Raw genomic sequence first — 13989 nt, forward strand, 5'->3', positions numbered from 1 at the left:
ACTGAACAGAACCCGCATCATTGAAGACATAAACAAAAATCGCAGACGTTTTGGAGAGATAATGGCTTACGAACTCTATTATTGGGATGGCCTTCAGGGCCGCGGCGAATATGTGCGCCTGGCGCTGGAAGACGCGGGCGCCGACTATGTCGATGTGGCGCGCACAGATGGCGGCAGCGACAAGATGATGGATTTCATGCATGGCAAACATGGTTCTGAAATGCCGTTTGCGCCGCCGTTCCTGAAGGATGGCGACCTGGTCGTCTCGCATGTCGCCAACGTCCTGTTTTATCTCGGCCCGAAACTCGGCCTCGCGCCAAAGGACGAAAACGGCCGCATCTTTGCCAACGGCCTGCAACTGACGATCGCTGATTTCATGATGGAAGTGCATGATACCCATCATCCGATCAGCACCATGGATTATTACGAGGACCAGAAAGACGAGGCCAAGGCGCGCTCGAAAGCTTTTCTCAAGAACCGGGTGCCGAAATTCGTCGGCTATTTCGAGCGCATCATCGCGGCCAACCCGACTGGCAGCGGCTATACGGTCGGTGGCGCGCTGACCTATGTCGACCTATCGCTGTTCCAGATCGCCGAAGGTCTCTCCTACGCATTCCCGCGGGCGATGAAGAATTTCGATGACAGATATCCGAACGTCGCCAAACTGCGCGACGTGGTGCGGGAGCGGCCGAATATCAAAGCCTATCTCGCATCAAAACGCCGGCTCGCTTTTAACGAGTCGGGCATATTCCGGCATTATCCGGAACTGGATCAGGACCCTGCGTGAGCGGGGTCTTTATCTAGATGAAGGCAAAGACATCTAGATGAAGGCAAAGACCGGCGCGATCGTCGCCAGAACGATGGCCGCTGCGATAAGAGTGAATTTCATGGGGGTGTCCTCCACGTGTGAGCGGCGGCCTTGCCATCATGGCTCAGCCCGCCTCCTCTCCCAATTCCTGCAATATCTGGTGCCTGGCGCGGTTAAGCCGGCTTTTCACCGTACCGACCGCGCAATCGCAAATTTCCGCCGTCGCCTCGTAACTTTCACCGAGGATGGCGACCAGCGTCAGCACCTCGCGATAATGCGCCGGCAGCTTCTGCAGCGCCCGCTGCACCTCCCGCGCCCGGGCCGCCATCTCCTGGTTGGCTGCGATCGGCGTATCGCCGGAGACGTTATCCTCTATACCCGGGGCCTCACGCCCCAGCACTTTCGCACGCGTGTAGAAGGTATTGCGCATGATGGTGAAGAGCCAGCTTTTCAGCTTGGTGCCGCGCTCGAACTTGTCGAGATTGGCAAGCGCCTTCATCAAGGTTTCCTGCACAAGATCGTCCGCATCGGTTGGATTGCGGCAGAAAGTACGGGCAAATGCGCGGAGAGCCGGAATAAGCTTCACTATATCTGCACGGGCGGGATCGCTGTTCAACTGTGATTCAGACACCGTTGCCTACCCCTCCGAAGTCTACATGGCCTGGAATTTCGGTGGCAAACGCAGGCCCCGGCGATTTGGTTCCAAGAAGATGAACGTGTGTTCATAAGCAACGCAGGATTTCGCGATCCACCTGCCGGAACAAAGCGCCACAACGGCCTGTTGATAGAGCTTGTGAGAAGTTTCAGCCGGAGTTGTGATCGTGGCACCGCGTGCAAACTGGAAGGGCTATCTGAAAATCGGTGAATTGAGCTGCCCCGTGGCACTTTATACAGCCGCCTCCACATCGGATCGGGTCAGCTTCCACATCATCAACCGGAAAACCGGCCATCGCGTCAGCCGCCAGATGCTGGATTCGGACACCGGTAAACCGGTCGAAAACGACGATATCGTCAAAGGTTATGAGGTCGCGAGCGGCGAATATGTCTTCCTCGACCCTGATGAGGTGAAGGCGGCCGTACCGGAAAGCGACAAGACGCTTGAGCTCGAAGCCTTCATTCCCTGCGACGGCATCGACACGATCTTTCTCGACCGCCCCTATTATCTGGCGCCGGCTGACAAGCCCGCCCAGGAAACGTTCGAACTGATCCGCAAGGGCCTGCAGGAAAAAGGCGTCGCGGCACTGGCCCACACCGTGCTGTTCCGGCGCTACCGCACATTGCTGATCCGCCCGAGCGACGAAGGCATGGTCGCCAGTACCTTGAACTATGACTACGAGGTACGACCCGCCAGGGAGATCTTTTCCGACATCAAGAGCTTCAAGATCGAAGGCGAAATGCTCGATCTCGCCCGGCACATCATCGATACCAAGAAGGGCAAGTTCGATCCGGAGAAATTCGACGATCGCTACGAGGCGGCTCTCGCCGAACTGATCAAGGCGAAGATCGAAGGTCGTAAGCTGAAGAAGAAGCCGAAGCCCGAGCCAAAAAAGGTTTCGAGCCTGATGGATGCCCTGCGTCAGAGCGCCGGCCCGTCGTCCACCGGCAAGAAGACGTCGAAGAAGAAGACCGCCGCCAAGAAAACTGTATCGCGTAAAACTGCCTCACCGCAGAGAAAGGCCGGCTGAGCATGGCGCTCGAAACCTATCACGAGAAGCGTAATTTCGAGGTCTCGCCGGAGCCGCGCGGGAAAAAAGCAAAGACCGGCGGCAACAGTTTCGTCATCCAGAAACACGACGCCACCCGCCTGCATTATGATTTCCGGCTGGAAATGGACGGCGTGTTGAAAAGCTGGGCCGTGACCCGCGGCCCGAGCCTCGTGCCGGGCGACAAGCGGCTCTCTGTACATGTAGAAGACCATCCCCTCGACTATGGCGGTTTCGAAGGTCAGATCCCCAAGGGCAATTACGGCGCCGGTGCGGTACTGCTCTGGGACCGCGGCACCTGGGAGCCGATCGGCGATCCGCACAAGGCCTACAAGAAAGGCCATATGGAATTTGCGCTCAAAGGCGAGAAGCTCGAAGGTCGCTGGCATCTGGTCCGCATGGGCCAGAAGCAAGGCGAGAAGCGCGAAAACTGGCTGCTGATCAAGGGCGAAGACGAATTTGCCCGCACCGAAGGTGATCAAGACATTCTCGAGGAACTGCCGCTTTCGGTGAAGACCGGCAAGACGCTCGATGAAATCTGGGGCCGCAAACCCACCGCCAAAAAGAAGGTGGTCAAGGCGAGCGCCAAGACAGCGCCGGCGCCGGAAGCGGAGAAGGTCGCAACTTCGAAAGTCAGGGGCGCGAAAAAAGCCAAACTTCCCGACTTTATCGAGCCGCAGCTGGCAACCCTGGTCAAGGCCGCCCCCTCCGGCAAGCGCTGGGTACACGAAATCAAGCTCGACGGTTATCGCCTCCAGGCGCATATCGCCGACGGCGAGGTGAAGCTTCTCACCCGCACGGGCCTCGACTGGACTCATAAATTCGGCAAGGACGTCGTCTCCGCCTTCGAAAAGCTCGCTCTGAAACAGGCGATCATCGATGGCGAACTGGCGGTCGAAGCTGGCTCCGGCGCCACGGATTTCTCCCTCCTGCAGCAGGACCTGAGCGAGGAACGCGATGACCGCTTCACCTTCTTCGCCTTCGACCTTCTGCATCTCGACGGATACGACCTCACCGGCGCAACGCTCGTCAAACGCAAGGAAGCACTGGAAACCCTTCTGAAGGGCTCCGGCCCGATCCTGCGCTACAGCGAACATTTCGATGACGAAGGCGGGCTGGTTCTGAAACACGCCTGTCGGCTGAGCCTCGAAGGCGTCATTTCGAAAATATCCGACGCACCCTATCGCCCAGGCCGCGGCCGCGACTGGGTGAAGTCGAAATGCTCCGCACGGCAGGAATTCGTCATTGCCGGTTATGTACCGTCCTCGGTCAATTCGAAGGCGATCGGCTCGCTGGTCATGGGTTACTACGACAAGAGCAAGCTGCGCCACGCCGGCCGCGTCGGCACCGGTTATTCCAATGCGGTGGCGCAATCGCTGTTCAAGCGTCTTGATATCCTGAGTACCGGCAAGAACCCCTTCGATGAAAAGCTCACCGGCCTGGAAAAGAAGGATGTCGTTTTCGTCGAACCCGGAACGGTGGCGGAAGTCGAATTTCGCGGCTGGACGGCGGATGCCCATATCCGGCATGCTTCCTTCCGCGGCATTCGGGAAGACAAGGATCCCAAGGAGATCGTCCGGGAGGGCGGGCCTGTGAATACCACCGAGGAAAAGAAACCGCCGAAGCGGACGGTCAATCTCACCCATCCCGACCGGGTCTACTGGCCGGATGCAGGCGTGACGAAGGCGGGACTGGCCGACTATTACACTGAAGTCTGGCGGCTGATGGCGCCGTTCGTCGTCAACCGGCCGCTGGCGCTGCTGCGCGGGCCGGATGGCATTACCAGCCAGCTCTTCTTTCAGAAACACGGCTGGAAAGGCATGACCAAGAATGCGGTCCTCGTCAAAGACCCGACCGACAAGACCGATGAATATATCACTATCCGCGACCTCGACGGCCTGCTCGGGCTTGTCCAGGGCGCGGCTCTGGAAATCCATCCCTGGGGTTCGACGCTGGATGATTGGGAAAAGCCGGACATGGTCAATATCGACCTCGATCCCGGCGATGGCGTCTCCTGGACGGAGATCATTGCTGCCGCCCACGAGGTGAAACGGCGCTTCGAGGATATGGGCTTCACCGCCTTCGTCAAAACCTCCGGCGGCAAGGGCCTGCATGTGGTGGCGCCGCTGAAGCCGAAAGCCGAATGGCCGGAGGTCAAGGACGCGATGAAGGCATTGGCTGACAGCATGGCCGGCGATACGCCGGACAAATACGTCTCGACCATCACCAAGTCGAAACGCAAGGGCAAGATCCTCATCGACTACCTGAGAAACGGCCGAGGCAACACTGCCGTCGCCCCCTACTCCAGCCGCGCCCGCCCCGGCGCCCCGGTTTCCATGCCGCTCGAATGGGATGAACTGGGTGGCGCCATCGGGCCTAACTATTTCACGGTGGCGAACACGCCGGCGCGGATCGCGCAGCAGACACGAGACCCCTGGGGTGATTTTCGCAAGGCGGAAGTGGTGTTGAAGTTCAAGGGAAAGTAAAGCGCTGCGGCGCGCCCCATCTTCCCCCTTGCGGGGAAGATGTCAGCGGAGCTGACAGATGGGGTGGTGGTGCCACGAACCCGACTGTCGAATATGTTGAACCACCCCCTCTGTCGCCGCTGGCGACATCTCCCCCGCAAGGGGGAGAGGGAGTTCCCCTCACCGCTTCGGCGATTTTCTCTCCGCCTCCAAACTCTTCTTCAGCGCCGCGGTAATATCGATCACATTGCTGCTCCGCTCCGGCGCCTTGTCCTCGACCTTTTTCGTCTTTCGACCCTTCTTGCGTTTGGAGATTATCTCCAAGAGCCGGTCCTGCACCGGATCGTCCGCCATGGCAGGTGACCATGTCTTCGTCCGCTCGTCGATCACCTTCATCATCAGCTTCAGCTGGTCGGATTCCGGTTTCTGCTTCGGCTTGTCCGCAGCATAATCATCCGCATCGCGCACCTCGTTGCCATACCGGAGCGTCCAGACAACGATGCCCTTGTCCTTCGGCAGGAGGAGTACGGCGCGTTCGCGGCGGTACATGACGAGCCGGGCGATGCCGCCGGTCTTTGTCTTGGCCATCGCCTCACGGATGACGGCAAAGGCCTCGGCGCTCACCTCGTCGTCCGGCGCCAGATAATGCGGCCTGTCGTACCAGATCCAGCCGATCGAATCGGCCGGGACAAACGTCTCGATATCGATCGTTCGAGTGCTCTCGAGCCCGACATCCTCGATGTCCTCATCCTCCAGCAGGACGTAATCATCCTCACCCTTCGGATAACCTTTCACCTGGTCATCGTCGTCGACCGCCTTGCCGGTCACAGAATCCACATAGATGCTCATCACCCGGTTATGGGTCTTGGCATTGATGTTGTGGAAACGAACCTTGGCACCTTCGGAGATCGCAGGCGTCATCGTCACCTTGCAGGTGACCAGCGAAAGCTTGAGATAGCCTTTCCAGAAAACGCGCGGCGCCATCAACCCACTCCTGAAGCGAAATACCTGATTTTCATCGAATAACCAATGCGGGTGCCGAACGGTTCCGGAACAAACCGTCGGAGCAAACCGTTTCCCCCGCAACGCCAGCACAGGAGGGCATTTCCATGGGCATGAACAACACACCGAACGCGCCGCAGAAGGAATGGGACAAGAAGACAGCCGAGCAATCGGCCCGTGAAAAGGGCCATGCGGGTGATCTGGAAGAGCAGCTCGACGAGGGCCTGGAAGATACATTCCCGGCCAGCGATCCAGTCTCGGCAACCGTCACGTCTATTCCAACCGGCACCCCCAGGCCGCCGAAACACTGACACTGTTCCATTTTTTCTGGAACAAATAGGGCGCCTTCCTTGATAGGAGGGTGCCCTATTTCATTTATTGCCTGTGACTTTTTCGAGATATCGCAAGTTAACGGTCTTGCTGTATGGAGGATGGAGATAGGGTTTCGGGGCGGACTTTAGGTACGGCAGACTTGCCGATGGATATGGCGTCAGAGGTCGGGATGGCGAAGCAGAACACTCCGTTTGCGGAAAAGGAAGCAAGATTGGGCCGCCGGGTCAGCCGGCAGGTTTCCGTCCTGCTTACCGAAATCGAGAAGGAAGAGGTTCCGGATCGGCTGCTCGAGCTTGTGAAGGACCTGCAAAAGGCGCTTGGCGACAAGCTCGAAAACGCCGACTGACCCTTTCCTCACTTCCCTGTCAAAGCTGCCCTGTCAAAGCTGCGTTGAAATCAGGTTGTCGACGCGTACGCGGCCGCCGATCACTTCGCGCGGCCCATTTGGCACGAAGCGGCCGCTATTGTCTTCGATGACGGAATAGAGCTTGTCGCTGCGAAATGCGCTCGCCATATCCGTGGACGTCCCCTCCCAGGGTGCTGCATCGATTTCCATGAAATCAAGTTCGGCCTGGCACGCAACGATGCGCGCATCGCCCGCCGTCTTCGCCCTGACGATCACTTCGCCATGCGATGTCGCATTCTGCCAATTGGGGTCTTTTGCCCGCGCAATCGGCACCAGACGATAAATCTTTAACCGGTCCTGCATGTCAGTCTCCCTAGGCATTCCATAAGAAGGCATTCTTTTAGTTTACGCTGAAACGCACGCTATGCGATTAGGTTCCGCGCTTTTCCACGGAACCTTTGCGACAACCGGGGGTTTTCCGGACGCGGGCGATCATGCCCTGACAAGGAGAAGCCGAATGAAAAATGAGCAGCCGAAAGCCGGCCGCCCCGGCGAGACCTCGCAATGGCCTCGTTGGGAAGGTCCCGCCGAAAGCCGCCCGGACGGTTATCTTCAAGGCGAAGCAAACATCTTCGCAGAGGGACCGGAACAGGACAGGAAGATCAATAAAGGAGCCGCCAAGCGCTCCGACGATCTGATTGCGCATGATGTGGAAGAGCAGCTCAACCAGGATACTTCGTTCAATCCCGAAGGGCTGAACCTGAAGGTGGATGGGGGCGACGTGACCCTGGAGGGGTATGTTGCCCATCTCGCCGACAAGACTCGTGCCGAAGAGATCGTGCTCGAGATCGAAGGTGTGACCGCCTTCCATAACAATCTGCGCATCGCACCTGAGAGGCACTGATTTTTTTGAGGAACCTGTGAGGCATCTATCCAGTTAGATGCCTCGCAATGCCTACCATTGAAAAACCCATAAAAACCAAGGAGAGAGCAATGGCCAGCAAGACCCTCGACGACCTTTTCTACGAGACCCTCAAGGACATCTATTATGCCGAGCGCCAGATCGTGAAGGCGCTGCCGAAAATGGCCCGGGCGGCACAGGACGAAAAGCTGAAGGCAGCCTTCCAGCATCATAAGGAAGAAACCGAAGGCCAGATCGATCGCCTGAAACAGGTTTTCGAGCTGATCGGCAAACGCGCCCAGGGCAAGACCTGTGATGCCATCGAAGGCATCCTGTCGGAAGGCGAAGAAGTCATGGAGGAGTTCAAGGGCAACCCGGCCCTCGATGCCGGCCTCCTTGCTGCGGCCCAGGCTGTCGAGCATTACGAGATCAGCCGTTACGGCACGCTGCGCGCCTGGGCTCAGCAGCTCGGCCTGAAGGACGCGGCAGCTCTCCTGGAGCAGACGCTGGCCGAAGAGTCGAAGACCGACGAAGCGCTCACCACGCTTGCCAAATCCGCGGTCAACACTGCCGCTCAGAAGGCAGCCTGAACGGCGAATCTCTGAGCCGAGGTGGATGGCGGTTTTGCAGTCGAACCGCGTGGTAACGAAACCGGGACAGCCTCATCTGGTGATTTTGGGGGCTGTTTCGGAAAAATCGATGCTGCGCAGCAAAGACATTTCGCCGCAGCGCAATAAAAAAGCCCGGTCACAACCGGGCTTTTCACTTCACAGATGCGTGTCAGGCGTGGAATCCCGGCTTGATCCGGGCCGCTCCCTGCCCCGTCGCAATCACGGTTATTGGAAGCATGTCCCCGTTCAGGGCCTGTCGGCGAAATATCTTGCCTTCAAACAGGCCATCTCGCGCCAGTTTTGCCTTCGCGGCATCCATCGCCAAGTCATAGGTGTGATAATATGATACGGACTGAACGCCGTCGATCACATACACCCACCCGGTTGCGTGTGGAACAATATCGCAGTATTTTTCCATTGTAATGTGTCTCCTTCCCGGCGGCTACAAACAAACTCACAAGCCTAAGGTTCCCGCCGGGTTTGATTTTTTACGGGTAAAGGCCGCGTCCCCTTGGCCGTGTTCGTGTTTTTCTTTTTCACCTAGGAACTTTTCCGCGCCGCACTCGTTGGGGCGATTGGGCGAATGGAGACAATAATGGCGGAATCCGAAGACGAATGGATCAGAAGGCGTGCATACGCCTTGTGGGAGCAGGAAGGCTATCCGACCGGCAAGGATCGGGAACATTGGGAACAGGCGAAGCTTGAATATGCGACGCAGGCTCCAACCGCTTCCTTAAAGGCACCGGCAGCCGTAAAGCCCAAAAAGGCTCTGGCTGAACCCAAGGCGACAAAGGCGGCGGCTTCCAAACCTGCCAACACTTCCAAGCCAGTGAAGACGGCAGCAAAGCCTGTAGCAAAAACAGCTTCGAAAGCTTCGCCCGACAAGACGGCTTCCAAAACACCGGCAGCCATGCCGGCGGCCGTCGAGCCGGCCAAGAAGAGCTCCAAGAAAGTTCCGGCCGGCGAGTAGGGTCGCCCGGAACACCAAACATTTTCAGCAATCTCGTCACTCGCGGCGATTCATCCTCGCCGCGATGCGGATTCGTATTTCCTGGATTTACAGAAATGACTGTTGCGTTCCTGCGTCGTCTTGATCCGCTCTCCTTCAGGAACTCCGGCATGCTTCCGGATGTTCGAATGGAGAACGTTGACCCAAAGCTGAGGACGTTATGATGAATGCGCTGTTTTCGATCGAGGAACCGAAATTCGCCACCGGTCGGAAGCGCGAAACTGCTTATGCAAAGGGGGGAATTCCGGCAATGAAAGTCCTGTCGGTGACTTCAGAGATTTTCCCTCTCGTGAAGACCGGCGGGTTGGGTGACGTTACCGGTTCCCTCCCGAAGGCCCTCGAACCGCTCGGCATCGAAACCACGACGCTGATCCCTGGTTATCCCGGCGTTCTCCAGCAATTGAAAAGCGCCATGCCGCTCGTCGTCTTCGACGATCTGTTGGGAGAGCGCGCCTCTCTTCTCCACACCCGTATCGAAGGCCTGAGCCTTTTTGTTCTCGATGCCCCGGCGCTGTTCAACCGGCCGGGCGGGCCTTATGTGAACGAAAAGGGTGTCGATCATCCCGATAACTGGAAGCGTTTTGCGGCCCTTTCGCTGGCGGCGGCGGAAATCGCCTGCGGCGTCCTGCCCGGCTGGGTGCCGGATCTCGTCCATACCCATGACTGGCAATCGGCACTGACCTCTGTCTACATGCGCGACCGCGGCTGCATGACACCGGCAGTCCTGACGATCCACAACCTCGCTTTCCAGGGGCAGTATTCCAAAAACATCATGCCCGAACTGCGCCTGCCACCGCAGGCCTATTCCATGAACCTCATGGAATATTTCGGCGATATCAGCTACCTCAAGGGCGGCCTGCAGACGGTGGACGCGATCACCACGGTCAGCCCGACCTATGCCCGCGAAATCCTGACCCCGCGTTTCGGCATGGGCATGGATGGCGTTCTGAACGCCCGCGTTTCCGTATTGCGCGGCATCGTCAACGGCATCGACCTCGATGTCTGGGACCCCGCGACCGATCCGCATCTGCCGCGCAATTTCGACATCGGCACGCTTCGCCGCAAGCGCGAGAACCGCGATGTGCTTCTGGAGAAATTCGGCCTCGACCCTTCCGGCGACGGACCGGTCTTTTCCGCCGTCAGCCGCCTGACCTGGCAGAAGGGTTTCGACATGTTTGCCGAAACCGCTGACGAGGTGATCCACAATGGCGGCAAGGTCATTGTCTTCGGCCAGGGCGACCGTGACGTCGAGAAGCTGCTGCGCGATACCGCCGCCCGCTTCCCGGGCCGGATGGCCGTGCATATCGGCTACGACGAACCGACCGCCCACCTGATCCACGGCGGATCGGACGCGATCGTCCAGCCTTCCCGCTTCGAACCCTGCGGCCTGACCCAGCTTTATGCCCTGCGCTATGGCTGCGTTCCGGTCGTCTCGCGCACCGGCGGGCTTTCGGAAACGATTATCGACGCCAACGACGCGGCGATGTCCGCCCGCGTGGCAACCGGCTTCCAGTTCCATCCCGTCACGACCGACGGCCTGCGGCTGGCGCTTCGCCGCGCTCTCCACGCATATCAGGAACCTAAGATGTGGGCGCGTCTGCAGAACCAGGGCATGAAGGCAAAATTCTCGTGGGAACGTAGCGCCCAGCAATATGCGGCGGTTTACGCCAACCTCGTGCGCAAATCCGGCCAGGTGACATCGACTGGCGAGATACGCCGCTCAGCGCTTTAAAACTCCACTATAGAGAACAAAAAAACCGGCTTTTCAGCCGGTTTTTCTTTGAGAGCTGAAGGCCGTTTTCACGGCCTCCGGAACAGAGCCAGGCTGCGGCCTTCGAGCTCGAAGTCCTTCTCCTTGGTGATCGTCAGGCCCCGCTTGGCGAGATCGGACGTGGTGAGCTCAAGCACCCAGCCACCCTCGCCGAACTGCGGAATGCGGAACGGTACATTGCCTTCGAACGGATTGAACAGGATCAGCACGTCGTGCCAGATGCCCTCTTCCTGCTCGAGATCCGGCCGGCCGATATAGACGCCGAGCGTCGAGCCGTCGTCCCACTGTTCTGGCTGCTGGAAACCGCCGCCGGCATTGAACCACTTGATATCCATGCCGTCGCGCCAGTTCTCGCGGCGAAGAAGCGGCTGCTTGTGGCGCAGTTCGATGATCCGGCGCGTGAATTCGCGCAGTTCCTCACAAGTTTCCGGCAGGTTTTCCCAATGTACCCAGGAAATTTCGCTGTCTTGGCAATAACCATTGTTGTTGCCCATCTGGCTGCGGCCGAACTCGTCGCCAGCAAGCAGCATCGGCGTGCCGTGCGAAAACAATAGAGTGGCGAGCAGATTGCGCTTCTGCCGGTCGCGGACCGCATTGATGCCTTCGTCCTCGGTCGGGCCTTCGGCGCCGTAGTTATAGCTATGGTTGTCGTTATGGCCGTCGTTATTGTCCTCGCCATTCGCCTCGTTGTGCTTCTCATTGTAGGAGACGAGGTCGTTCATGGTGAAACCGTCATGGGCGGCGATAAAATTCACGCTCGCCCAGGGCCGGCGGCCGCGCTGGTCGTAGAGATCGCCGGAGCCGAGCAGGCGGGCGGCAAAATCCGTCGAGACATTGGTGCCCTTCCAGTATTCGCGCACCGTATCGCGATACTTGTCGTTCCACTCGGCCCAGCCGGGCGGGAAACCGCCGACCTGATAACCGCCGGGACCAATATCCCAAGGCTCGCCGATCAGCTTCACCTTGGACAGAACCGGATCCTGCGTCACCGCATCGAAGAAACCGCCGCGCTGGTCGAACCCTTCCGGTTCACGGCCCAGGATCGTACCGAGGTCGAAACGAAAACCGTCGACATGCATGTATTCGGTCCAGTAGCGAAGCGAATCCATGACGAGCTGCAGCACCCGCGGATGCGAGGTGTTGACCGTATTACCGGTGCCCGTGTCATTGATGTAATACCGGTGCTGGTCCGGCATCGTGCGATAATAGGAGAAGTTGTCGATGCCCTTGAAGGAGAGCGTCGGCCCAAGCTCGTTGCCCTCGGCCGTGTGGTTGTAGACCACATCCAGAATGACCTCGACGCCGGCATCATGGAAACTCCGCACCATGTCGCGGAAACCCTGGATACCGCGCGGACCGTAATAACGCGAGGCCGGTGCGAAGAAGCCAAGCGTATTATAGCCCCAGAAATTCTTCAGTCCCTTGTCGAGCAGATGCTGGTCGTCCGGGAAGGCATGCACCGGCATCAGTTCGACTGAGGTGATGCCCAGGCTCTTGATATAATCGACGGACGCCTTGTGCCCCATGCCCTCGAAGGTGCCACGAAGCTCCTTCGGAATACCTGGATTGAGCTGGGTGAAGCCCTTCACATGGGTCTCGTAGACAATGGCATTCGACCACGGCACGTTCGGCCGGCTGTTGTCCTGCCAGTCGAATTCGTTCGGATCGATCACCCGGCATTTCGGGGTAAACGGCGCGCTGTCTCGGCTGTCGAAGGTCAGGTCCTTGTCCTGATGCAGCAGGTCGTAGGCGAAATGCGCCTCATTCCACTCCACGTCGCCGGCAAGTTCGCGGGCGTAAGGATCGATCAACAGCTTGTTGGGGTTGAAACGGTGGCCGTTTTCCGGGTCGTAGGGACCATGGACGCGATAGCCATAAAGAGCGCCGGGCTTCAAGCCGGGTACATATCCATGCCAGACCTCGTGGGTGTATTCCGGCAGGGTCAGGCGGGCGATTTCGATCTTGCCGCTGGGATCGTAGAGGCAAAGCTCGACCCGTTCCGCATGCGCGGAGAAGATCGCAAAATTTACGCCCTCCCCGTCATAATTCGCGCCAAGCTGCTGCCAGGAGCCGGATTCCACGACGAAGTGATTTGATTTCGCGTCCATGCCACACCCATTGAGAGAAATTTCCCTCACAATGCTGCGGCACAGCATTTCGTTCCGTGACATTTCAACAGTAAAGGCAGGCAGTTGCCTCCTTGCTAACCGGCCGGCGGCGCGTCTCCTTGATCGCTTCCCTGAGCCGATGCGGAAGTCCTGCGCCGGGCATCGAGTGCGATGACCTTTTCGACTGCTGCGACGTCTTCCGCAGTCGCCACCGGTACCGGGTCACCGGCGATCGCTTCCAAGACCTCAGGCGAGATGGCGCCCTTACGGATGACATATTCCAGCGCCTCACGCGTCTGGCGCTCGGCCTTCAGCTGGGCATAGAGCGCAAGGATCAGCCTGTCGCGCACGTCGCGCCCGCCATTTTCGCCGCCCGATCTGGCAAATTCCATCATGCTCGCCTCCAGTCTCTATCTTTTTCGCAAGGTTCAACTTTCGGTCCAGCCGATTGTTCCCTCCCGACCTCCCTCCCCTATCTCCGTCAGAACCGACGAACCGGACAAGGAGGAAGCCCATGTCAACGCAGACTTTGGAGGAACTGGAGGGCAGGTTGAACGCCCAGCGGGAGCTGATGATCGAGATGCTGGCTGCCATGATCGGCGGCGAAGTGACGATCACCACATTCCTGAAACGGCTTCGCGACGACGCGACATTCAAGGACAATGAGGAAGATCCGGGCCTGTCGCCGGACAGTGCTTTTGCGATTGAAAATGCCGCGGCCCGCGAGGTCCGTTCGATCCTGGAGGCCGCCCGTGCCAGGGCGGAGGCAGATAGCCGTTAGTCCTTGTTAACTATGCCATTTCACATTTAAGGCAAACCTGCCACGTTTATGGCTATTTCGTGGAACTAGAATGTTTTGACTGCGTTCAATCACCAGCGATGCAATGGGAGGCGTCTATGGTCAAGGAATGGGTTGAAGCCGCAGGCTTCGT

At 58.6% G+C, this 13989-nt stretch carries 16 protein-coding genes; 10 read left to right on the forward strand and 6 right to left on the reverse strand.

What is annotated here, in order from left to right; genetic code table 11:
• Positions 1-61: 61 nt before the first annotated feature.
• A complete protein-coding gene (locus KX729_RS10620) occupies positions 62-787 on the forward strand; it encodes a glutathione S-transferase (protein WP_219742402.1) in 726 nt (241 codons plus the stop codon).
• Between the two features lie 145 nt (positions 788-932).
• Here the strand turns inward: KX729_RS10620 and KX729_RS10625 are convergent, their stop codons facing one another.
• Positions 933-1439, reverse strand: a complete 507-nt coding sequence (locus KX729_RS10625; protein WP_312990739.1) for a sigma-70 family RNA polymerase sigma factor — start codon at positions 1437-1439, stop codon at positions 933-935.
• A gap of 187 nt (positions 1440-1626) precedes the next feature.
• Here KX729_RS10625 and ku (KX729_RS10630) point away from each other — a divergent pair, with 187 nt between their 5' ends.
• Together ku (KX729_RS10630) and ligD are read left to right on the forward strand one after the other, a co-directional pair.
• The gene (gene ku / locus KX729_RS10630; RefSeq protein ID WP_312990797.1) at positions 1627-2493 is read left to right on the forward strand and encodes a non-homologous end joining protein Ku; all 867 of its coding nucleotides are present in this window, start codon (positions 1627-1629) and stop codon (positions 2491-2493) included.
• A gap of 2 nt (positions 2494-2495) precedes the next feature.
• Positions 2496-4997, forward strand: coding sequence for a DNA ligase D (gene ligD / locus KX729_RS10635; RefSeq protein ID WP_219742404.1), 2502 nt, complete (start codon positions 2496-2498; stop codon positions 4995-4997).
• Between the two features lie 159 nt (positions 4998-5156).
• Here ligD and ku (KX729_RS10640) read toward each other — a convergent pair whose 3' ends face one another.
• On the reverse strand, positions 5157-5960 hold the full coding sequence (ku, locus tag KX729_RS10640) for a non-homologous end joining protein Ku (RefSeq protein ID WP_219742405.1): 804 nt from the start codon (positions 5958-5960) through the stop codon (positions 5157-5159).
• A 125-nt stretch (positions 5961-6085) separates the two neighbouring features.
• Here ku (KX729_RS10640) and KX729_RS10645 point away from each other — a divergent pair, with 125 nt between their 5' ends.
• A complete protein-coding gene (locus KX729_RS10645) occupies positions 6086-6289 on the forward strand; it encodes a hypothetical protein (protein WP_219742406.1) in 204 nt (67 codons plus the stop codon).
• A gap of 191 nt (positions 6290-6480) precedes the next feature.
• Positions 6481-6657: a hypothetical protein gene (locus KX729_RS10650; RefSeq protein ID WP_219742557.1), complete on the forward strand. Its 177-nt coding sequence runs from the start codon at positions 6481-6483 to the stop codon at positions 6655-6657.
• 33 nt (positions 6658-6690) lie between these two features.
• On the opposite strand, the gene KX729_RS10655 is transcribed toward KX729_RS10650, so the two are convergent.
• Positions 6691-7020, reverse strand: coding sequence for a hypothetical protein (locus KX729_RS10655; RefSeq protein ID WP_219742407.1), 330 nt, complete (start codon positions 7018-7020; stop codon positions 6691-6693).
• Positions 7021-7174: 154 nt separating this feature from the next.
• On the opposite strand from KX729_RS10655, the gene KX729_RS10660 reads away from it, so the two are divergent.
• Both KX729_RS10660 and KX729_RS10665 read left to right on the forward strand, forming a co-directional pair.
• Positions 7175-7561: a BON domain-containing protein gene (locus KX729_RS10660; RefSeq protein ID WP_219742408.1), complete on the forward strand. Its 387-nt coding sequence runs from the start codon at positions 7175-7177 to the stop codon at positions 7559-7561.
• Between the two features lie 89 nt (positions 7562-7650).
• On the forward strand, positions 7651-8148 hold the full coding sequence (locus KX729_RS10665) for a YciE/YciF ferroxidase family protein (protein ID WP_025554325.1): 498 nt from the start codon (positions 7651-7653) through the stop codon (positions 8146-8148).
• Between the two features lie 190 nt (positions 8149-8338).
• Here the strand turns inward: KX729_RS10665 and KX729_RS10670 are convergent, their stop codons facing one another.
• A complete protein-coding gene (locus tag KX729_RS10670; protein ID WP_219742409.1) occupies positions 8339-8587 on the reverse strand; it encodes a hypothetical protein in 249 nt (82 codons plus the stop codon).
• Between the two features lie 177 nt (positions 8588-8764).
• Here KX729_RS10670 and KX729_RS10675 point away from each other — a divergent pair, with 177 nt between their 5' ends.
• Entirely contained in the window at positions 8765-9139 is a 375-nt protein-coding gene (locus KX729_RS10675) for a DUF2934 domain-containing protein (protein WP_219742410.1), read from the forward strand.
• Between the two features lie 289 nt (positions 9140-9428).
• Entirely contained in the window at positions 9429-10910 is a 1482-nt protein-coding gene (gene glgA, locus KX729_RS10680) for a glycogen synthase GlgA (protein WP_219742543.1), read from the forward strand.
• A gap of 68 nt (positions 10911-10978) precedes the next feature.
• Here glgA and glgX read toward each other — a convergent pair whose 3' ends face one another.
• Together glgX and KX729_RS10690 are read right to left on the reverse strand one after the other, a co-directional pair.
• Positions 10979-13057, reverse strand: a complete 2079-nt coding sequence (gene glgX, locus KX729_RS10685) for a glycogen debranching protein GlgX (protein ID WP_219742411.1) — start codon at positions 13055-13057, stop codon at positions 10979-10981.
• A gap of 95 nt (positions 13058-13152) precedes the next feature.
• Complete coding sequence (locus tag KX729_RS10690; RefSeq protein ID WP_312990745.1) at positions 13153-13449, reverse strand: hypothetical protein; 297 nt, start codon at positions 13447-13449, stop codon at positions 13153-13155.
• A 122-nt stretch (positions 13450-13571) separates the two neighbouring features.
• Between KX729_RS10690 and KX729_RS10695 the strand changes: the two genes are divergently transcribed.
• Positions 13572-13838 carry a hypothetical protein gene (locus KX729_RS10695; protein WP_219742413.1) on the forward strand — a complete coding sequence of 89 codons (267 nt, stop codon included), beginning with the start codon at positions 13572-13574 and terminating at the stop codon, positions 13836-13838.
• The last annotated feature ends 151 nt before the right edge of the window (positions 13839-13989 follow it).

Origin of the sequence: Neorhizobium populisoli, assembly GCF_019430945.1 — a bacterium.
Taxonomy (GTDB): Bacteria; Pseudomonadota; Alphaproteobacteria; order Rhizobiales; family Rhizobiaceae; genus Neorhizobium; species Neorhizobium populisoli.

Excerpts from the sequence above, each read along its gene's own strand:
- glgA (WP_219742543.1), top strand. The coding sequence starts at position 9,429 with ATGAAAGTCCTGTCGGTGACTTCAGAGATTTTCCCTCTCGTGAAGACC.
- KX729_RS10690 (WP_312990745.1), bottom strand. The coding sequence starts at position 13,449 with ATGGAATTTGCCAGATCGGGCGGCGAAAATGGCGGGCGCGACGTGCGC.
- ku (WP_219742405.1), bottom strand. The coding sequence starts at position 5,960 with ATGGCGCCGCGCGTTTTCTGGAAAGGCTATCTCAAGCTTTCGCTGGTC.
- glgX (WP_219742411.1), bottom strand. The coding sequence starts at position 13,057 with ATGGACGCGAAATCAAATCACTTCGTCGTGGAATCCGGCTCCTGGCAG.
- KX729_RS10655 (WP_219742407.1), bottom strand. The coding sequence starts at position 7,020 with ATGCAGGACCGGTTAAAGATTTATCGTCTGGTGCCGATTGCGCGGGCA.
- KX729_RS10665 (WP_025554325.1), top strand. The coding sequence starts at position 7,651 with ATGGCCAGCAAGACCCTCGACGACCTTTTCTACGAGACCCTCAAGGAC.
- KX729_RS10670 (WP_219742409.1), bottom strand. The coding sequence starts at position 8,587 with ATGGAAAAATACTGCGATATTGTTCCACACGCAACCGGGTGGGTGTAT.
- KX729_RS10645 (WP_219742406.1), top strand. The coding sequence starts at position 6,086 with ATGGGCATGAACAACACACCGAACGCGCCGCAGAAGGAATGGGACAAG.
- KX729_RS10650 (WP_219742557.1), top strand. The coding sequence starts at position 6,481 with ATGGCGAAGCAGAACACTCCGTTTGCGGAAAAGGAAGCAAGATTGGGC.
- KX729_RS10695 (WP_219742413.1), top strand. The coding sequence starts at position 13,572 with ATGTCAACGCAGACTTTGGAGGAACTGGAGGGCAGGTTGAACGCCCAG.
- KX729_RS10660 (WP_219742408.1), top strand. The coding sequence starts at position 7,175 with ATGAAAAATGAGCAGCCGAAAGCCGGCCGCCCCGGCGAGACCTCGCAA.
- KX729_RS10675 (WP_219742410.1), top strand. The coding sequence starts at position 8,765 with ATGGCGGAATCCGAAGACGAATGGATCAGAAGGCGTGCATACGCCTTG.
- ligD (WP_219742404.1), top strand. The coding sequence starts at position 2,496 with ATGGCGCTCGAAACCTATCACGAGAAGCGTAATTTCGAGGTCTCGCCG.
- KX729_RS10620 (WP_219742402.1), top strand. The coding sequence starts at position 62 with ATGGCTTACGAACTCTATTATTGGGATGGCCTTCAGGGCCGCGGCGAA.